The organism is Aliivibrio sp. S10_S31, assembly GCF_014694495.1.
GTDB classification, from domain to species: domain Bacteria; phylum Pseudomonadota; class Gammaproteobacteria; order Enterobacterales; family Vibrionaceae; genus Aliivibrio; species Aliivibrio fischeri.
Genome location: NZ_JAAUWR010000016.1, coordinates 1 through 20,778 on the forward strand (window position 1 = coordinate 1; position 20,778 = coordinate 20,778).

Below are 20,778 nucleotides of genomic sequence, written 5' to 3' on the forward strand. Positions count from 1 at the left end.
GAAAGCGGGAAGCGTCTAATCCTGCCAAAAAAAAGAAAGCGAAAACCATTTCCGCGACAAGTGCTTTATAAAGCACCGCGCTACCCTTATAAAAAAAGAGCCGCTAGCTGTTAAGCGAGCGGCATTAGGTCATCGGCCTCAATCTTTGCCCTTTCGCAGCAAAACCTAACCGTAATAAACAAATCAAAATTTTTGTATCTGAAGCAACGACAGAAGAAGCATTGCTTGAAGATATTCTTCAAGAGTTAATGAACTTGGATTCAAAAACGGCTGAAGAGTTAGAAACAACGCTAGTTGCGATTCCTAATATGCTGCAAGATTTTATGGATTATAACTTCTTCTTAGATTGGGTTGACGCACTCATCAAACAGCAAGAATGGGAAGGTATTTATCAAATTGCGACGTTCCACCCTGATTACTGTTTTGGTGGTGCAGAGCCTGAAGATGATGAGAACCTAACTAATCGCTCTCCATATCCTGTACTTCACCTTATCCGTGAAGAAAGCATGGAAAAAGTGCTAAAACACTACCCAAATCCTGAAGCTATTCCAGATACAAACATTGCACGTGTTGAGGCGTTAACCTTAGAAGAACGTCGTAAGCTATTCCCTTACTTGTTCGTATGAGATAGGCTAGCAGCCATTAAGAAATAATTGAGAGAAATCGATGAAACGAGTTGTTTTATATGTTGCAGACAAATGCCCTCACTGCAAAGAAGCGCAACGCTACCTTGATTCTAAAGGCATTAAATATCGTTTAACTAACGCAAAGATGCAGCGTGGCCGTAAAGAGTTAGAAGCCATTGGTGCTCGCTCTGTGCCAGTATTAAAAATCGGTGATCAAATGATGGCCGGTTGGAATCAGAAGAATTTCGATAAGATGTATAATAGTTAATTAAAAATGGAGCTTATTTATAAGCTCCATTTTTTTACATAATTATAAATTTAAAAACACTATCAATAAGAGAATAATATTTAAAAATAATTAATTTATATTAATCAATAATCACGCTATCTACATAAATAATATAATTATCTTCTTTATTTATTTCACCTTTGATCGTCACTTTATCGTTTGGCTTCACTTGTAAACCAGACATCTTATCACCATCAATCTTTACATTTAAAGAGCCTGTATTATCTTTAAATACATAGACTTCCTTTCCTAAAGGTTCAATTAAGTACCCAGTTAATAGGATCGGTGTATCATCAATGACGGCGCTAGCATTTAATACCGATTCTACGCTATTTATTCCATCAACAGGTTTAGAAAATTCATCCTGATAATTAGCGGTTTGATCATTAGCCAATGCAAGAGTTGATGAACAAGCTAATATTAGTGTAAATAACAAATGTCTTTTTTTCATAAATAAAACCTTAACTATTATTATATGAAAAACCACATTAACATTTGTAACTCAATTTAATTACGACAAAAATAAGTTATAAATATATAGTAGTTTTAATCAATTTCATTTAGAGATTACGCCTAGTTTTTAATTATATCAAGACTTATATTTGTTTTTATATTTCGATTAAAAACATTGTTATAACCTATAAAGAAACAGTAATTAACCCACTGATTAACATCGTGTATATTGCATTTTCAATAATGTAAAATTTCATTCAAAAAAGCAAAATATAAAAATAAATAAAAAGCAGGTTTTAATATAATTAAAACCTGCATAAAAACTAAAATAATAACTTAAAATATCTACTTTAACGGTTTTAGTAACTGCTTTATCACACTCACCAAACTCATAAAGACAATGCTCATTGCAATTAATGGCAGTACAAACCACATACTGATATGAAGTGTCGGTTCTAATTTAAATCCCCATTTAACTAAGCTGAATACAATCGCTTCAGCTCCCATAACGGCAACAAACCCCGCCGCTAATGCCATCACACCATATTCACTCCATAGTGTGTTACTAATACGTTGACGACTGGCGCCTAGAGTTCGATAAAGAGTGATCTCACGTTGACGCTGATACAAACTCAAACGAAGTAACGTGAATATCAATAAAATACCACTCACTACGCCTAATCCGGCTAATACAGTTAATGACCACGTAATTTGAGCTAGCATGGCTTGGATCTTCCCTCCCATGGTTCTAAAGTCTAATAAGCTAACCGTTGGGTAATCACGAGCCAATTGATTCAATAACGTATTTTCATCGTCATTCACTTTAAAACTTACTAACCACGTCGCTGGTAAATCCGCAATCACATCGGGGGTGAAAATAAAATAAAAGTTCGGTTTCATACTTTGCCAATCAACAACACGAATCGAATTAACTACCGCAGTAAAGGGCTGACTATTCACCGAAAAACTTAATGTATCACCAATAGTAATATCTAAGTCATTCGCGACATCTTGCTCAACAGACACTCCATTTTCGCTTGTCCATGCACCTACAGTGACCTGATTATGAACGGGCAATGTATTACGCCAAGTAAAATTAATTTCACGACGTAGCGCATCTGAGCCTTGTCCTTCACCTTTCATTTTCTCTTTGGTACTTTCACCATTAATTTCTGTCAAGCGTCCACGAACAATAGGGTAACCTTCTGAGCGATCCAATTTTTCATTGTCCAATACTTGTAAGTACTCTTGTTGCTCATACGGAGCAATATTCATCGCAAACACATTAGGTGCATCCGGCGGTAAAGTTTGTTGCCAATCTCCTAATAAATCGGTTCTCACTAGCCAAATCACGGCCACTAACATTAAAGAGCCAGACAGTGCAGCCAATTGCATCATGCTGTTTTTTGGGGAGCGTTTAATCCGACTCAATGCCAATGCCATTGCAGCCCCCCATTTAACCCGCCCAAACAGGTGCACTAAACCGTAACTAATGCCAGCAAGCAAAACAAACAGTATGACTAAACCAACCGATACCATCCAAACTAGGCTGTTATTGCCATACATGAATAAAAAAGCCATGATGGGCACAGCAATAAGCCACCATCCTTTTTTTGAAGAAGTGTTTATTTGAGATTGCAAAACGGCAATCGCCGGCGTATCCAAAAGACGAATTAATGGAATACCAAGAGCTGGTAAACCAATGAATAAAGCAACAATAGAGCCAAATAAGAAAGGTTGCCAACCATAACTCGGTAAGTCTTCGGGTAGAATATCCGTTAAGGGAATACGTAATAACAACTCTAGTCCTAATCCGATTAAAGACCCTGCGATCACACCCATAACAAACATCAACCCAACTTGACTGAATAACCAACGCTTCAGCCACACTTTACTTGCCCCCATGCTTTTTAGCATAGCAACGGTATTCGCACGACTGGTTGCATAATGCTGACAAGTTAATACTAAAGTGACCGAAGCCATTAAGATCACCATCAAAATCGTCAGTGACAAATATTGCTTCGCTTTCTGCATTAAATCCGCAGTTCGACCTTGAGTTTCTTCACTTATCCAACTTTCTCCAGCTTGCAATTCATACTCACTTTGAAGCAATGAGACCTCATTATCATCCCCTTTAAATAACGTTCGATATTGCACTCGGCTGCCCAGTTGAATCGCACCTGTTTTATCTAAATCCGATTGATGAATAAACACACTTGACATGGTGCGAAATGGGTTAAACGCGAGCTCTGGCTCTGATTCAATCACACCAGATATCGGCAGCTCTGCATCACCAATGGCAATCACATCACCAATATGTAACTCTAGAAGAGATAAAAGGCGATCCGCGACCCACACCTCTCCTTGGTTAACCTGCGTATGTAATTCATTGTTTTCACCATGCAATAATAACTCACCACGAAGTGGGTAATTACTCTCAACAGATTTAACGCTCACCAATTGCATTCCGGTATCACTAAATGCCATGGTTTGGAAACGAACTTGGGAGGAAGTAACTAGGTTTTGCTCAGCAGCACGCTGTAAAATAGATTCAGGGGTAGGATTTGCTGAACGGAAAACCAAATCTGCCGCCATCATAGAGCGACCTTGATTCGTCATGACTTTTTCAACCCGGATAGCTAAAGCAGATAACGCAACAACACAGGCGACAATTAAGGTTAGCGCCGCCATTACAGGCCATAATTGTCCCTGCCAAATCTCACGCCAACTCCAACGTAATATCATCCAGTTTCCTGAAGGTAGATGATTACCTAAAGAGGTTGAGGTTAATGATTTCTCATTCATTTCACACCACCTCTTCAAAAATTCGCCCAGCATCTATCGTCAATGTTCGGTCACATCGCTCTGCTAATTTGGGATCATGAGTAATAAGAATCAAGGTAGTGCCATGCTTTTGGTTCATCTCAAATAAAAGCTCAATAATATGTTCAGCCGTATGCTGATCTAGATTTCCTGTCGGCTCATCGGCAAATAAAATTTGAGGTTGAGTCATAAATGCACGAGCCAATGCCACACGCTGCTGTTCTCCACCGGAAAGTTGAGATGGTAGATGTGTTTCTCGCCCAGACAGTCCAACAGAAGCAAGTAACTGTTTTGCTTTTTCAATGTCTTCTCCTTCTCCACGTAAAATGGCGGGTAAGGTGACATTCTCAAGAGCGCTCAATGATGGAATAAGCAAGAAACTTTGAAATACAAAACCAATAGATTCACTTCGGATCTGAGCTCGAGTCTCATCATCCAGTTGAGACAAATTTTGTCCTAATAATTCAATATCACCAGTAGAAGGAATATCCAATCCTGCAAGCAAGGTCATTAACGTTGATTTGCCAGCGCCAGAGGTACCAACAATTGCAACACTTTGGCCTGATAGAACCTCAAAAGAAATGTCTTTTAAAATGGTTAATTCTGCCTCGTTAGAAATCACAGACTTTCCAACTGAACTCACTTTTATGGCAATCGTCATTATCCTTTCCTTTTGATATTATTTTTATGCTGTTATACGTATTGTATACATAAGTTCTTATTAATCAGCAATTTCATTTACACTTCTTTAACCAATTTATATAGGCAGATTTACGCTTTCTGCTATTCTATTGTTATCCACTATTGTTAAGGTTACTCATGCGTAAATTACTGACTTTTATTCTGATACTTATTAGCAGCCAATTTCTTGCTGTAAAAACCGCTTATAGCCAAACCTTACTGATTCTTGGTGACAGCTTAAGTGCAGGATATAACATGCCAATAGAACAAAGTTGGCCTTCACTATTACCAGAGCAACTTAATGCTTTAGGTAAGCCAACCACGGTTATAAATGGCAGTATTTCAGGTGATACAACAGGCAATGGATTAGATCGATTACCTAATCTATTAGAACAACATAAGCCTAATTATGTACTTATTGAGTTAGGAGCCAATGATGGACTCCGTGGATTTCCACCACAAAAAATCAATGCCAATTTAGAAAAGATGTTCGCTCAAATTAAGGCGATTAATGCACAACCATTATTGATGCAAATTCAAGTACCACCGAACTATGGAAAACGATACAGCCAAGCGTTTGGATCACTTTACCCTAAATTAAGTGAAAAACACGCCATCCCTCTTTTACCTTTTTTCTTAGAACAAGTCATTGTAAAACCAGAATGGATGATGAAAGATGGATTGCATCCAAGGCCAGAAGCTCAACCATGGATAGCGGAGTTTATGGCAAAAGAGCTGCAACCCTATTTATAACCAAATTTATTCATAAAAAACAAAAAGCCCGCTTATATAAACGGGCTTTTAAAATTACGGTTACCAATACAATCGGTATTATTCTGTATCATCATCAGCAGAACCATTATCGTCATCATCTGAATTATCTGATGAACGCTGTGTTCCACATAATGTATGAAATCTTGGCTTAAAGTTAATTTTATTTTGATACTTCAACCAACATTGCGCAAATTCTGAAGTCTCAGCAGGTAGATGCTGTATTTGCTCAACAAATCGCAATTCTGCTTCTGATTCAGGAGCCAACGTACCGTCTAATAGAGACTGCATTGTTCGACCATAGGTTTCTAAAATCAACGCTTCGCGGATTGTAAAACCACTGCGACTAAAACCTCGTTTGAAGTTTTTGTCATCGTAAAATTTAGTAAGAGTTCGCATTGATGCTTCTTCGTGACCACAAAAAACGTATATGTAATTCAGTGCAGTCACATTGTACAACGAAAAATATTAGCGATTTCAATCAAAATATTTTATTGTGGCGGTTACCACCATCAAAGAGATGATAACTTTGGATACTGATCTGCTTAAAACCTTCTTAGAAGTCACAAAAACGCGCCACTTTGGGCGTGCTGCAGAGCATTTATTTCTCACACAATCTGCCGTGAGTTTCCGTGTTCGACAGCTTGAATCACAGCTTGGAAACCCATTATTTACTCGTCAACGCCATAATGTACAGCTAACCGCTGCAGGTGAGCGCTTACTTCCTTATGCCGAAGCGATTTTACAAACATGGGGAAGAGCAAAACAAGACGTTGCACTGACTGAAGATTATAATTCGCAAATAACTATTGGTGCCAGTGCACTAATCTGGGAATTTGATGGAATATCAGATTGGATAAATGGGATCTATGACACAATCTCTGGTTTGGCATTACGCCTAGAATCCATACCTCGTCAAGAACTGGCAAAAGCACTATTAGAAAAAAGTGTGGACCTTTTTATTACCAGTGAACCACCCAAAATTGATGGTATTCGTGTATTTAAAATTCGTGATTATCAACTGCAACTCGTTTCTAGTACTCCAAACAGTACGATGGAAACCATTCAATCTATGCCATTAGTGTATTTAGATTGGGGTGCTCGATTTGCGATTCAGCATAGTAAAATTGCTGAACTGCAAAAAACACCCATTTTGCATACTCACTCATCAAAAATGGCACTTGATTATTTAATGTCACATTCAAGTATTGGTTACTTGCCTGCCCCAGTTATTAACCAAAGCGTTGATAATAAAGAACTGTATGTTGTGGAAGGCGCACCAATTATGGAGCAAGAGCTGTACTTAGTATGGCAAGAAAAAAGCGAAAAAGCAGAGCTTATTGAGCAAATTACCAACATAAAGCCAAAAATGGTTACCTCTAGCGTTTAAAAAGCGATTTTCGATTTACGATAAGGGCTTACATAAGCCCTTTTATTTTATCTATTTCTATAATAAATCACTGTATTAAGTGGTTTAATTGCCTTTTCCTCGTTACTATAATTATTATCTTTTTAATCTTACTTCCATCCACGGAGTACGACATTGAACGAACATCAAGATTTATCATTCCAAATTGAAACCTTATTCAATGCCGACGACCAACAGCAACAAATAAGCTTATTGAGTGAATTTGTAGAAAACGGCTTAGATACAGGTTCTGTGGCTCGTATTTTAGAAGCTTTCCCAGTTGATGACCGTGTGCAATTATGGCGTCACTTGCCACTAGAAATGCACATTGAAGTATTAACGGAAATGCGCGCTGATGCTCGTGTAGCAATCCTTGAGGAATTGTCAGAAGCCGAATTAAACTTCACCTTAGCAAAACTGGATAACTTATCGTTAATCGAGTGGGCAGAATCTCTGCCTGACGATATTTTCAGCCTTGCATTACAACTTATCAGCCGTGATGAGTTGGACTTATACGACGATGCAAAACAATATGACGATGAAGAAGTTGGTCACTGGGCTGACAGAAAAATAGCAACACTGCCTTTTAATGTCAGTGTAGGTCGAGCTAAAAAGCTATTAAAAACCAATCTGTTTGAATCGCATCAATACATGCACTTAATTAATCGTGCCCATAAGTTTCACGGTATTGTGCAATATACAGATATTTTAACCGCTGATGACTCAGTCAAAATTAACACACTAAAATTAGAAGATTGCTTAGTTCTTAATGTTCACCAACCATTAAGTGAGAGTATTGAAGCAATCGAACACTCAGCTGTGCCAAGTGTTGCTATTGTTGATGATGAAAACACGTTAATTGGACAATTAGATTGGCAATTTGCGATTAATACACAACGTGAAATCTATGAAACCCGTTTAATGGCCGGTACCGGTATGGACGAAGGTGATGATCTATTCTCACCTATCATCAAGAGTTCGAAAAAGCGCGGTGTATGGTTAGGCATTAACTTGCTTACTGCTATTTTAGCATCGATTACTATCGGTTTATTTGAAGATGTCATTACCCAAGTTGTTGCTCTAGCGGTATTAATGCCGATTGTAGCCTCTATGGGAGGGATTGCAGGTAGCCAAACCTTAACGCTCATGGTTCGTGCAATGGCACTAAACCAAGTTACCGCTGGTAACCGTTTTGCCTTGTTAAAAAATGAACTAGGCATTGGTTCCATCAACGGATTGCTATGGTCGTTAATCATCGGTGGTATTGCTGGTGCGTGGTTCCAATCTTTTGCTTTAGGTGCCACGATTTCACTGGCTATCATTGTTAATATCGTTACCGCAGCACTATTTGGGGTACTTATTCCTATCACGCTAGATAAGTTTAAACTTGATCCTGCACTGGCAGGCTCAGTGATCTTGACCACAGTAACTGATGTAGTTGGCTTCTTTGCCTTCTTAGGTACAGCAAGCCTTGTAATGATGTAAAACTCTATAAAATTCCCTCTCTGAATTGATATAAGCGAATCAGAGAGGGTTTCTAATCTCACTCACCTATTTTCATCGTCTCAAATCTCTCCAAAAGAAAATCTAAGAATAACCGGATACGTTTTGGCTGATATTTTTTACTCATGTATACCACATTAAGATCAGCACTTGATACAGATGTCGATGTATTAAAATTAGCCATATATCCATTAAGAACAGTAACAAGACGTCGATTGTTAATGTCATCCTGCACGTCTAAAATTGACTTTAATGCTATCCCAGCCCCTTCAAGAGCCCAATAACGTACAACTTCTCCATCATCTGAAAATCGTTTAGGTAAAACAGTAATAACATTCTTTTTATCTGAGCCTTGGAAATGCCATGTTTTTAATTCCTCATGGCTACGAACCATCGCAAGACAATGATGATTAACCAAATCTTGTGGAGTTAACGGCGTTCCATGTTTAGCTAAATAGTTAGGTGATGCACACAACACTCGATGGCTAGATGATAATCGTCGAGATATCAAACTGCTATCGGCCAGTTCACCATATCGAACGACAATATCTACACCTGATTCGGCAATATTTGAGACATCATCATTCAAGTATAAATATGGCACTACCTCTGGGTATTTCTCACAAAACTCAGAAAGGATAGGAAGAATGTATTGCTTACCAATGTCTTTAGGCGCAGCTACTCTTAACGCACCTTTAACCTCTTTAACTCCGTTTAAAATCAAATTCTCGGTTTCGTTTACATTATCTAAAATTTCAAGACTGGCTTTATAATAAAGCTCCCCCGCATCGGTTAGAGATACATGTCGTGTACTGCGATTTAGTAATTTCACTCGATATCTTTCTTCAAGAGCTTGAAGTCTGGCTGTCATCGTTGCAGGTGATAAACCAAGCTCTCGCCCTGCTGCCGCTAAACCTTGATGCTTTACGATACTCACAAACATCGTCATATCAGAAAACTTATCCATCTATCGCCCCTTTAATTTTACGAATGCGCATTATTCATATTTTCCGAATAATGATTTTATATATTACCCAATTATCAAAATAAAGCGAACGAATATACTAGTTGCCATTAGGTCATAACAAAAAAGAAAGAAATTAAAGGTCATAGACATGAATCAAGAAAAAATGCCATTTCAAGTTTGGATACTCACATTAGCCGCATTCGCAATTGGTACTGCTGAATTTGTTATTGCAGGCATCCTACCTCAAATTGCAACCTCTCTTTCCATTACAGAAGGTCAAGCAGGCTACTTAATTAGTGCTTATGCATTAGCTATTGTTATTGGTGGTCCCATCCTAACCATCTATTTAGCTCGATTTAATAAAAAGGTCGTGTTAACGGGATTGATGACACTCTTTATCATCGGAAACATCTTGTCTGCATTAGCACCAAATTACCACCTATTGCTACTGAGTCGTGTCATAGCAGGATTAGTTCAAGGCCCCTTTTATGGTATCGGCGCTGTTGTTGCAACCAATTTAGTATCAGAAAAAATGGCTGGTAGAGCGGTAGGTCAAATGTTTGCAGGCTTAACCCTTGCCAACGTTCTCGGTGTTCCTGCTGGTACTTGGATTGGTCTAGAGTTCGGATGGCACGTTACCTTTTGTGTAGTAGCTACATTTGGTGCTATTGCCATGCTCTCAATTTTCACATCAATAAAATCAACTGGTCATGGTGAAGCTAAAGACATAAAAACTCAGCTTATGGCATTCAAAAATCCAATGTTACTTATCAGCTTAGCTATTACTGCATTATCGTGGTCGGGTTTTATGACTCTTTATGGCTACCTTGCACCAATTGCAATGCACATTACTGGCTATGGTGAATCAGCAGTTACATGGATTCTCGTTATTGTTGGATTTGGTCTTATTATTGGTAATACCTTAGGTGGTCGTTCTTCAGACAAAAACTTAAATAAGGCCTCTATGTTTTGGGCTATTGCAATGGTCGTATCTTTAATCGCTGTTGGCCTGACAATCGATAATAAACTTCTTTTCGTTGTGGCTGCATTTATCTTTGGTGTTGCCTCCTTCGCTAACGTACCAGCAATGCAACTTCGTGTAATGAATCACGGCGGCGAAGGACAAGAACTCGCTGCGACAGCAAATATTTCAGCTTTTAACTTAGCAAATGCATTTGGAGGATTCCTTGGTGGAATGGTGCTTGATAGTCAACTTGGACTTGGAGCAAGCATGATCCCTTTTGCTGCCATCATTGTTCCTATTATCGGCTTGCTGTTTATCGCAAAGGCTAATCGTAATGAAAAATCAATAAAAACATCGACACCAACATTCGCTAATTAATCCCTCAATAAAGGTTCATTATCCGAGCCTTTTATCAAAGAAATTTGACGATGCCTTTAAATTTTATAACAGAAAAGAAACCATCAAATAAAGCAACAATTAATGATATCACCTTTTGTTTTCCTATCGAGGATATCGATATTTTTAATTACCAATTTTTACGAAAAATAGAAAAAACGACCATGATTTTTTTGCTGTTTTTTATCTATTTTTATTGCGCTTAATTACTCATTCTCTCAGCTTTAAACCATAACGATATTTAAAAGGAATCTATTATGAATCAAGAAAAAACCATTTTCGTTGTCATTGGTGGCACATCAGGTATTGGTGAAGCCGTAGCTCAAAAATTCATTAATGAAAACACAACGGTTCATATCGCAAGTCGCTCTACAGGATTAGATATTAGTGATGAAAATGCAGTCCATCACTATTTTGAATCCATTGGTCCAATTGATCACCTTATTATTACGGCAGGCTCATTTGCTCCATCAGGAAAAGTAATTGATGTTGCAATCGAAGAAGCAAAAACTGCTTTTGATATTAAATTCTGGGGATCAATCCATGCAGCAAAACACGCGGCAAGATATTTGAAACCAAAGGGTTCCATCACACTAACAACCGGTATGTTATCACGTAAAGTAATCGCAAATACCTATACAAAATCAGCAATTAACGCTGCATTAGAAGCCGTAACTAAAGTCCTAGCAAAAGAGCTAGCTCCAATTCGAGTGAATGCCGTAAGTCCAGGTCTAACTGCAACAACTGCCTATAAAAATATGGATACAGCATCTCGTGAATCTATGTATGAAACCGCAAAACAAAATCTCCCAGTAGGCAATATTGGCAATGCTTCTGATGTTGCAATGGCATATGTACTGGCAGTTACCAATCCATATATGACAGGTTCTATCATCGATGTTGATGGTGGTGCATTAATTAACTAATACGATTAAAAGGCAAAAAAATGAAAACATTATTTGAAAAAACACATTTAAAAAATATCACATTACAAAATCGAATCGTAATGGCTCCAATGACTCGTGCTCGCACAAGCCAACCCGGTAATATTCCAAATGACATGATGGCAACTTATTACAAACAACGTGCAACTGCCGGTCTCATTATTTCCGAAGCTACTCAAATTTCAGATGACTCTCAAGGTTATTCATTTACTCCAGGTGTTTATACTGATGAGCATGTTAAAGGATGGCAATCTGTCACTAACGCAACTCATAAAGAAGGGGCTGCGATATTCTGTCAATTATGGCATGTAGGTCGTGTATCTCATCCTACTTTCCAAAAAGGAGAGCTACCTATTGCACCATCTGCCCTTGCTCCTGTAGAAACCAAAGTATGGATCTCTGATAAAGAAGGCAATGGCAACATGGTTGATTGTATTCAACCACGAGCAATGAACCAAGATGATATTAACCGTGTTATTCAAGATTTCGCCTATTCAGCTAAACGAGCAATCGAAGCGGGTTTCGATGGTGTTGAAATTCACGGAGGAAATGGATATTTGATTGATCAATTTCTTCGTACCAATTCAAATCATCGCACAGATAAATATGGCGATACTCGAGAGAATCGTATTCGCTTTCTACTTGAAGTTGTTGATGCGGTAAGTAAAGAAATTGGTTCCGATAAAGTTGGAGTTCGCCTTGCTCCATTTATCACATTTAAAGACATGGATTGCCCAGATATCGTACCCACAATTCTTGATGCATCAAGAGAGTTGCAATCGCGTAATATTGCTTACTTGCATTTATCTGAAGCCGATTGGGACGATGCACCGATTATTCCTGAAAACTTTCGTATTAAACTAAGAAAACTGTTCACCAATACGATCATAGTCGCTGGTAGTTACACACAAGAACGCGCCAATGAAATCCTCAACAAAGGCTATGCTGACCTTGTAGCTTTTGGCCGTCCGTTCGTATCCAACCCAGACTTAGTATCACGCCTAAAAAACAATTATGAGCTAGCAGCACTAGACGGTAATACTTTATTTGGCGGTAATGAGAAAGGTTATATTGATTACCCAGTCTACAGTGAAAATCTGTAATACCTATAAAAAACGCCTAAAGCAATTAACTTTAGGCGTTTTATTTATATATCAATAATTAACGTATTAACAATAAAGGTACTTCACTTTTTATTAATACCTTAGTTGTGTTACTTCCTAAAAAAAACTGTCTTAACGTTGAATGACCATAAGCCCCCATCACCATCATGCCAATTTGATGATCTTTCTGGTACTTCAATAACGCATCATCAACAGAGCCTGACAGTATGTCTTCATGCACACTAAGTCCTGCATTTTTTAATTTAATCGCCGCTTTCTCAAAAGCCGTACTCTTTACCGCAAAGTCATCCACCATCACTAAATGACACTCTAAACCAGAAAGCAACGGCGTATTAATTGCTTTTTCAATTAACTTTTCACTCGTTGGACTGCCATCAAAAGCAATGAGATAAGACGTTGGGATAGAAAATGGCGTATTCACCACTAGTGTATGAGATTTAATAGAACGAATGATACTCTCAAGTTGAGAACCTATCGTCTTATTACTGCTCTGATCTTCTCCTAGTTTACCAATAACCAATACTCTGAGTTGGTTTTCTAAATCAATCAGACTTTCAAGCAAACTTCCATGGCGTTGTAATTGCTCGACATTATCAATACCCTCTCTCATTACCCATTCAACAGCCTCTTCTAACAATTTTTTTCCATGCTTGAGCGCCACTTTACTACGAGCTTCATCTAACTCTGCAAGCTCATTAAGCAACTCTTCTTGGCTACCTAATCCTATTTGACCAGAGAATTCGCTCACAACCGGTCTCATCGTTTTATCAAGAGCATGTAATAAGATAAGCGGAGCATTAATCTTAGATGCAACCCATGAACTCGCTTCACATGTCGCGAATGTTGTAGGGGAACCGTCAATACAAGCTATTATATTTTTCATTCTTCAATCCTTAATGTCCGGCCAATAGTTTTTCAACTTCTTCAGGTTTATCATGCACACCAAATTTATCAACAATAGTCTTGGTTGCTTGGTTCATTCCAATAAGCTCTACTTGCGTCCCTTCTCTGCGAAACTTGACCACCACTTTATCCAAGGCTGATACCGAGGTGATATCCCAAAAATGAGCCGCCGATAAATCAATCGTCACACATTCGATCACTTCTTTAAAATCAAAGGAAGCAATAAATTTATCCGATGAAACAAAAAACACTTGTCCTATTACGATATATTCACGCGATTTAGTCTCTTCCGAATTATTTTTTATTACCATCATCCTACTGATTTTATTAGCAAAGAATAATGAAGCAAGCAACACACCGATTAAAACCCCAATGGCTAAGTTATGCGTCATTACCACAATAATCACTGTGACTAACATAACAATGTTTGTCGATAATGGGTGCTTTTTCAAATCAGTAATTGAGCGCCATGAGAAAGTGCCAATCGCAACCATGATCATCACTGATACCAAAGCAGCCATCGGAATTTGCTTTAACCAAGGCCCAAGAAAAACTACCATAATCAATAAAAACACGCCTGCTGACAGCGTAGATAATCGTCCACGTCCACCAGATTTTATATTAATCATTGATTGTCCGATCATCGCACAACCAGCCATACCTCCAAGAAATCCCGTAAAGATATTAGCAATACCTTGACCTTTGCACTCTCGGTTCTTATCGCTATTTGTATCTGTTAAATCATCAACAATCGTCGCTGTCATCATTGACTCTAGTAACCCCACCACAGCTAGACCAAGTGAGTATGGCAATACAATCAATAAAGTGTTTAGGTTTAAAGGCACATCAGGCCAAAGGAAAATGGGCAATGTATCAGGCAGATGTCCCATATCGCCTACAGTACGAACATCAATTCCAAACCAAATACTAATAATGGTTAATGCGATAATACACACTAAAGGAGAAGGAATTAATTTCCCGATCACTGGGAGGTATGGGAACAAATAGATAATCCCTAAACCTGCAACAGTCATCGCGTATACATGCCATGTCACATCAGTTAATTCGGGTAATTGTGCCATAAAAATTAATATAGCTAACGCATTTACAAACCCAGTAACAATAGATCGTGATACAAAACGCATCAGGCTCCCTAACTTTAAGTAACCCGCTAATATTTGAAATACTCCAGTCAACACTGTAGCAGCAAGCAAATACTCCAATCCGTGTTCTTTTACTAGAGTAACCATTAGTAAAGCCATTGCTCCTGTCGCTGCTGAGATCATCCCAGAGCGACCTCCAGCAAACGCAATAACAACAGAAATACTGAACGAGGCATACAAGCCAACTTTTGGATCAACACCTGCGATAATAGAAAAAGCGATTGCTTCAGGAATTAAAGCAAGAGCAACCACGATACCCGCAAGGAGATCACCACGGATATTAGACATCCAGTCAATTTTGAAATTTTTAAACATTGAATTCTCAATTTATGCACGGCAATACGCACCAGAAATAGATCTGGGGTGTAAATAAGTGCTTCGTTGATAAAATTTTAGCACGGAAAAGTAGCCGAAAGAGCGGCAAAGAATTAACAAGCGCAAAGAGTTAAGCCGAATACTCTGGTGAGTATAGTGCTTAGGTTAGCAATGAGAGCTATAGGGGGATGGAGCGTTTAAGGCGGCGTAATTAACACAGTGAGCAATATCCTCTAAATCAAACAGGTGGCCAGTCTATATTTATAAAGAAATCAATTCAATTTTCATTAACACAACCTAAGATTACATTCCTATGATAGTAAAGTAACGCTCAAATCATATTGATTTTTTAGACATAAACTTAGAAGCAAATCCAGTAACAAACATGGTGCCAATAACCACTAAAATCGTACCTATAATGGCATTTACTCCCACCGTTTCACCTAAGAACAAATACCCCCATAAAATCCCAAAAACAGGAATAATAAAGGTCACTGTTAAAGCAGAAGACGCACCAAGCTCCTTAATAAGTCGGAAATACAATAAATAAGCCAATCCCGTACACACGGCACCAAGTGCAAAAACAGCCGCAATAATGTCTGAAGTAACTTCTTCTCTAGCAGGCATAAAAGGAACAAGGGGTAATACAAGTAATACAGACGCCCACATACTGCCGTGTGCGTTATTAAACGGCTCAACGCTTGGTGCATTCTTGGCGTAATTGGTTGCAACACCATAACTAAATGCCCCAGTTAACGCTGCAATAATAGGCATAACCGCCTCACCACCAATATTAATCGCTTCCCATCCAACTAAAACACTCACGCCTATCATTCCGAGAATCAATCCAAAAATAACCTGCTTACTTAATCCAGTTCGAGTCCATACAGCACCAATAATCGCTCCCCAGATCGGGGCTGTAGAGTTAAGAATAGCTAAAGTAGATACATTTAAAACTTGTGCAGAATAAGCAAATAACAAGAAAGGCAAAGCCGAATTAAACAAACCTAAAATAAGAAAATGTTTAATATTAGACATAAAACGTAGCGATTTTTTAAGGAAAAATGAAACAACAAGCAGAGTCAATGCGGCAAAAGCGACACGTACTTCAATTAAAACCGCAGGACCTAACGGATTAGCTGCAATCCTAACAAATAAAAATGAGCCGCCCCACAAAGCTGCTAAGGTAAATAAACTTAATATATTGATCATCCATAATTCCAAAATGTGGGTAATTTTTTAGTGTGGTTGATAATGATAAATTACTCAACCAAATGACTTTAAAAATGCTGTTTAGTACTCACCTATACTTTAAATATAATTTGCATAGTCACATATTAAATAACTCATAGATTATCTCAATCTTTAGCAAGGTATGCATAGATAAAAAAGGTATTATGTACGGATACATTTATATAAAAACAACCTCTACATTAACTAAAGGAAAACAATGATGAAAATTCGCTTTTATCTTCTTGCAGCACTCGCTATGACTTCACTTTTTGGCTGCGGTGGAGGCGAACAATCTCTGAAAGTAACAGCAAGCGCATACACATCAAGTGTTGGTGAAACAGATGACACTCCAAACCTTGCAGCTTGGGGAGATACGCTTAAACCAGGAATGAAATCCATTGCTGTATCAAGAGATCTTATCGAAATGGGTCTGACTCATAATCAAGAAGTAAGAATTGAAGGACTTGATGGTACATACCGTGTACTTGATAAAATGAACAAGCGCTGGAAAAAGAAAATTGATATTTACATGGGTGAAGATGTTGAAAAAGCAAGACAATGGGGTAAGAAAGAAGTCGTTATCTACTGGACTGTAAAAGAAGAAAAATAAGACTTAGGTTATTTTAAATTTTAATATTCTTACTCAAGGTGGCTTCGTAATGAAGCCACTTTTAATTAAGCTTATAAAAAATAACTATACATATACAATGAATATAATTAATTAGAGAACAGTACCGACATCTGGCAGGATGTGATCTTATTATTGTTATATTGTAAATCAGTTAAAAGCTCCCCACCGTTAACTTTAATATTTTTTATTCCCATATGCTTTAAGTCAGATAAGGTATAATACCATCCGTCGGTTCTTTGCGTTTTTTGGCAGCTATTTGATTTTATTTGTCCGTAGTTTGCGATATTTATGTCTACATTCATTTCATTAAAAAATGCCATTTCTTTAAGTCTAAGTCGATTTAAATAAGCAAAAAAATCTTTTTGATACTTAATTGATACAGATTGTTTCCAAAGCTCATCTGCTTGCTTAGCCCCTCCGTGCCAACCAATCAACGCGTCTTTTTTTATCACAATGCTATTTGCAGCAGGAAGTACATAATTTGCACAGGCAGAGAAACACAATTGGCTAACAACAACGTTTAAATTTTTCTCTTTAATGAAATATCCAAACTCTATCCCTGAAGCCATATCACCACCGGGGCTAGTAATTCGCAATGTTGTTATTTTATTTTCACTTAATCTCACCAACCTAATTGCTTCTAGGATGGCATCACCTGTCATAAATCCATCGTAAACTAGAGTATCTCCTACTATCATTATTTTTTGAGGAGGAGGCATTATGGTGGTCATCGAGGTGCATCCTGAAAGAAATATAATAATTGCTAACATGTTAATATTACGCATCGTTGTTTACTCCTATTTATTATTGTTTTTTATATGACGTTTGACTACGCAAGGGTTTCCCGCTGCAACACTATCATTTGGAATATCTTTTGTTACTACACTACCAGCACCTATGACAGAACGATCTCCAATCGTTACACCAGGCAAAATGATTACGCCATACCCAAGCCATACATCATTTCCTATCTTAACGGATTCTATTTTTAAATTGCTTAATTCATCGGCGGATCCTCTATGGTCGACTGCATGGCCGCTACAGTCCATCACAACAACATTTGGTCCAAAAATAACTCGATCTCCAATGCATACAGATTGATAAGCGCAGATACATGTTCCTTGAAGTACACAGTCTTTACCTATCGTTATACTGCCAAATCCTATGTTGTTTACATTTACACAAGTGAGTTTAGTTGGGCCTGATGGAAATGCAGGTAAAAGAGACGACTCAATATAGCAGCCAGAATCAATAGAAATTAAGCTAGTAGGGTATTGTAAGGTCGATGGTTCATCATTACCGAGCCAAGTTAACGTTATAGATGGGCATTCTGAAAATGATACCCATGTATCTTCCCCAAAATATTTAGCATATTCTTCCATGAGCTGTGTATTGGAGAGAGCTAAGTTTTTCGTCGGGCATAAGATTCTTTTTGATGTATACATATACTACCCCTTGGTTTTAAATGAATTTGGAATTTCTGTGATTGAACCATTTTCGAGTAATAAAACACGATCTGCGAAAGCAATCGTTTCTGGACGATGGGCTATCATTAAAATAGGAATATTTAATTCTTTAAATGTTTGGCAAACAAAAGATTCAGTATGAATATCTAAACTACTTGTTGCCTCATCTAAGATTAAAAATTCTGGTTTTTTATATAAAGCTCTAGCAATCAGGATCCGTTGTTTTTGACCTCCTGATAAACTTGAACCCATTTCTCCAATCAGAGTGTGGTATCCCATATTCAGCCGTTCTATATCATCATGAACGCCTGCTTTTTGTGCGCAATAAGTTAACCATTCTTCATCGAAAGTAGTGCCAAAAAAAGTAATATTTTCAATGATGGAACCACTAAATAGCTGATCGTCTTGTAATACTGCCCCAACTCTTTGTCTAATTTCTTTTGTAGATATACTTGAATTGTCAAAAAAACTAATATGACCAGAGCATGACTTATAAATGTCGAATAATAGTTTTGAAATTGTAGATTTTCCACAACCAGATGGACCAACTAAAGCAACAATTTCACCTTTATTAATGGTGAATGATGCTTTATCTAAAATGAGAGGTTCATTAAGACCATAGGAAAAAGAAACATCAGAAAAACAAACAATTTGCTGATGATTTTTAAAAGATTTATTGTTATGAGCTATTATTGGATTATCGTGACATATTTCTTTTTTAGTTAATACTATATCGGCAAGCCTTTCGTTATAAACAGAGAGCATTTTATATTCAAAATACTTATCTATAAGTGAGCTGATGCTACCAGAAAATCGTCCTTGATATGAAAGAAACGCGATTAGCATACCGATGGTAAATTGCCCAGTTAAAACAAGGTTTGCACCAAACCAAAGAACAGCGGCTGATACTAGGCTCATAATTGTAATGTTTATAGTGCTATAAATCATACCTAGCTTCTGCTCATGTAATTCGGCATTACGTCGATTAATATTTAAATTTCGCCAAGCCGATTCTCTCCATGGAAGTGTTCCATTGACGCGTAAACTTAATACTCCTCGGATTGTTTCAATAAAATAACTTTCTTCTTTGGTGTTTGTTTCCCATGTATTTTCTTCTGCTCTTTTAAATGTTCCGAACCATGTAAAACGAAGAACAACATAAATTGCAGCAGCAATTAATGCGATAAAAGAAAGAGTGCTACTGTATAAAAACATAACAGTAAGCGTCCCTACAACAAGAACAACATCAAGTAATGCCTGTATAACACTTGTCGTTAATGTTGCTTGAATAGTATTAATGGCTGCAAATTTTGCACTAATACTCCCAATATCTCGTTTTTCAAACCAATCAATAGGTAAACGAAATAAATGATGGAAAACATTTGTCGTCCATTGCATATTGAAATTAACTGATAAGAGAATAGTTGCCCATTCCTTTGCTAATCCAATTAAAGTCTGAGTCGCCGTAATTAAAAGAATCGCAAATATAACTAATATTAATAAATTTTCGTCATAACCAACCAATACTTCATCAATGATGATTTGATTCAACATTGGAAGTAATAAAGCTAATGTTTCTAGTACTAAAGCAAAAATAAATATTTTTATTAGGGCTGATTTCAAACCGACTGTTTTTCCTATCAACGTTGACAGTTTTATTGTCGGTTTATCATCTCGCTCTTTAAATTCATGAGTTGGCGTTAATTCAAGAGCTATCCCCGTAAAATGTTTATTAACCTCCGCTAGTGTAAGCGTTACGACTCCGTTAGCAGGATCATGAATGATAACCTTGTTTTTTTTGACACTTTTGAGTACAACAAAATGATTTAGGTTCCAGTGCAAAATACAAGGCGTACTTAGTTGCTCTAACTCATTTAAATCTAACCGAATAGCACGACTAGAAAGTTTTAATAGTTCGGCACACTCAATTAATCTAGCAAATGACATTCCATGTTGTGTTACACCAAATGTAGCTCTTAAACTTCGCAGACTGACGCTGTAACCATACCAATCTGCTACCATAGCAAGGCATGCAACACCACACTCAGCACTTTCTGTTTGTCGGATTAGTGATAATTTCTTACCCCAACCCCAATCCATATTATTGATAAATTCCAT

General features: G+C 37.5%; 20 protein-coding genes. 9 read left to right on the forward strand and 11 right to left on the reverse strand.

Going from position 1 to position 20,778, the window contains the following annotated elements; translation table 11 throughout:
* Positions 1-131: 131 nt before the first annotated feature.
* Together HC728_RS13970 and HC728_RS13975 are read left to right on the forward strand one after the other, a co-directional pair.
* A complete protein-coding gene (locus HC728_RS13970; RefSeq protein ID WP_190395689.1) occupies positions 132-626 on the forward strand; it encodes a DUF1415 family protein in 495 nt (164 codons plus the stop codon).
* Positions 627-666: 40 nt separating this feature from the next.
* On the forward strand, positions 667-894 hold the full coding sequence (locus HC728_RS13975) for a glutaredoxin family protein (protein ID WP_005423709.1): 228 nt from the start codon (positions 667-669) through the stop codon (positions 892-894).
* 100 nt (positions 895-994) lie between these two features.
* Here HC728_RS13975 and HC728_RS13980 read toward each other — a convergent pair whose 3' ends face one another.
* The 3 genes from HC728_RS13980 to HC728_RS13990 all read right to left on the reverse strand — a co-directional run bounded on the left by HC728_RS13980 (position 995) and on the right by HC728_RS13990 (position 4,855).
* Complete coding sequence (locus HC728_RS13980; protein WP_005423711.1) at positions 995-1,366, reverse strand: YgiW/YdeI family stress tolerance OB fold protein; 372 nt, start codon at positions 1,364-1,366, stop codon at positions 995-997.
* Between the two features lie 347 nt (positions 1,367-1,713).
* Entirely contained in the window at positions 1,714-4,173 is a 2,460-nt protein-coding gene (locus tag HC728_RS13985; RefSeq protein ID WP_190395672.1) for an ABC transporter permease, read from the reverse strand.
* 1 nt (position 4,174) lies between these two features.
* Complete coding sequence (locus tag HC728_RS13990) at positions 4,175-4,855, reverse strand: ABC transporter ATP-binding protein (RefSeq protein ID WP_026029282.1); 681 nt, start codon at positions 4,853-4,855, stop codon at positions 4,175-4,177.
* Between the two features lie 155 nt (positions 4,856-5,010).
* Here HC728_RS13990 and tesA point away from each other — a divergent pair, with 155 nt between their 5' ends.
* Entirely contained in the window at positions 5,011-5,625 is a 615-nt protein-coding gene (tesA, locus tag HC728_RS13995; RefSeq protein ID WP_017018978.1) for a multifunctional acyl-CoA thioesterase I/protease I/lysophospholipase L1, read from the forward strand.
* A gap of 78 nt (positions 5,626-5,703) precedes the next feature.
* Here the strand turns inward: tesA and HC728_RS14000 are convergent, their stop codons facing one another.
* The gene (locus HC728_RS14000) at positions 5,704-6,093 is read right to left on the reverse strand and encodes a DUF413 domain-containing protein (RefSeq protein WP_158007223.1); all 390 of its coding nucleotides are present in this window, start codon (positions 6,091-6,093) and stop codon (positions 5,704-5,706) included.
* 79 nt (positions 6,094-6,172) lie between these two features.
* Between HC728_RS14000 and hdfR the strand changes: the two genes are divergently transcribed.
* Both hdfR and HC728_RS14010 read left to right on the forward strand, forming a co-directional pair.
* Positions 6,173-7,033, forward strand: a complete 861-nt coding sequence (gene hdfR, locus HC728_RS14005) for an HTH-type transcriptional regulator HdfR (protein ID WP_005423718.1) — start codon at positions 6,173-6,175, stop codon at positions 7,031-7,033.
* Positions 7,034-7,186: 153 nt separating this feature from the next.
* Positions 7,187-8,536 (forward strand): magnesium transporter, encoded by a 1,350-nt coding sequence (locus tag HC728_RS14010; RefSeq protein ID WP_005423719.1) that lies wholly within the window; start codon positions 7,187-7,189, stop codon positions 8,534-8,536.
* 58 nt (positions 8,537-8,594) lie between these two features.
* Here HC728_RS14010 and HC728_RS14015 read toward each other — a convergent pair whose 3' ends face one another.
* Positions 8,595-9,521, reverse strand: coding sequence for a LysR family transcriptional regulator (locus tag HC728_RS14015; protein ID WP_065597812.1), 927 nt, complete (start codon positions 9,519-9,521; stop codon positions 8,595-8,597).
* A gap of 148 nt (positions 9,522-9,669) precedes the next feature.
* Between HC728_RS14015 and HC728_RS14020 the strand changes: the two genes are divergently transcribed.
* The 3 genes from HC728_RS14020 (at position 9,670) to HC728_RS14030 (ending at position 12,928) form a co-directional block, all read left to right on the forward strand.
* On the forward strand, positions 9,670-10,863 hold the full coding sequence (locus HC728_RS14020) for an MFS transporter (protein WP_190395673.1): 1,194 nt from the start codon (positions 9,670-9,672) through the stop codon (positions 10,861-10,863).
* A 275-nt stretch (positions 10,864-11,138) separates the two neighbouring features.
* A complete protein-coding gene (locus tag HC728_RS14025; protein ID WP_190395674.1) occupies positions 11,139-11,807 on the forward strand; it encodes an SDR family oxidoreductase in 669 nt (222 codons plus the stop codon).
* 20 nt (positions 11,808-11,827) lie between these two features.
* The gene (locus tag HC728_RS14030; protein ID WP_190395675.1) at positions 11,828-12,928 is read left to right on the forward strand and encodes an alkene reductase; all 1,101 of its coding nucleotides are present in this window, start codon (positions 11,828-11,830) and stop codon (positions 12,926-12,928) included.
* A 58-nt stretch (positions 12,929-12,986) separates the two neighbouring features.
* Here HC728_RS14030 and HC728_RS14035 read toward each other — a convergent pair whose 3' ends face one another.
* From HC728_RS14035 to HC728_RS14045, 3 genes are all read right to left on the reverse strand, one after another.
* Entirely contained in the window at positions 12,987-13,832 is an 846-nt protein-coding gene (locus tag HC728_RS14035; RefSeq protein WP_065597814.1) for a universal stress protein, read from the reverse strand.
* A 10-nt stretch (positions 13,833-13,842) separates the two neighbouring features.
* Entirely contained in the window at positions 13,843-15,330 is a 1,488-nt protein-coding gene (locus HC728_RS14040) for a SulP family inorganic anion transporter (protein ID WP_190395676.1), read from the reverse strand.
* Positions 15,331-15,666: 336 nt separating this feature from the next.
* On the reverse strand, positions 15,667-16,542 hold the full coding sequence (locus HC728_RS14045; RefSeq protein WP_065597816.1) for a DMT family transporter: 876 nt from the start codon (positions 16,540-16,542) through the stop codon (positions 15,667-15,669).
* Between the two features lie 241 nt (positions 16,543-16,783).
* Between HC728_RS14045 and HC728_RS14050 the strand changes: the two genes are divergently transcribed.
* Complete coding sequence (locus tag HC728_RS14050) at positions 16,784-17,173, forward strand: 3D domain-containing protein (RefSeq protein WP_155685435.1); 390 nt, start codon at positions 16,784-16,786, stop codon at positions 17,171-17,173.
* Positions 17,174-17,280: 107 nt separating this feature from the next.
* Here the strand turns inward: HC728_RS14050 and HC728_RS14055 are convergent, their stop codons facing one another.
* Genes HC728_RS14055 through HC728_RS14065 form a run of 3 tightly spaced genes read right to left on the reverse strand, consistent with a single transcriptional unit; the run spans position 17,281 to position 20,778 of the window.
* Positions 17,281-17,979, reverse strand: a complete 699-nt coding sequence (locus HC728_RS14055) for a hypothetical protein (protein ID WP_017020220.1) — start codon at positions 17,977-17,979, stop codon at positions 17,281-17,283.
* 12 nt (positions 17,980-17,991) lie between these two features.
* Positions 17,992-18,639 (reverse strand): DapH/DapD/GlmU-related protein, encoded by a 648-nt coding sequence (locus tag HC728_RS14060; protein ID WP_017020221.1) that lies wholly within the window; start codon positions 18,637-18,639, stop codon positions 17,992-17,994.
* Positions 18,640-18,642: 3 nt separating this feature from the next.
* Entirely contained in the window at positions 18,643-20,778 is a 2,136-nt protein-coding gene (locus HC728_RS14065; protein WP_017020222.1) for a peptidase domain-containing ABC transporter, read from the reverse strand.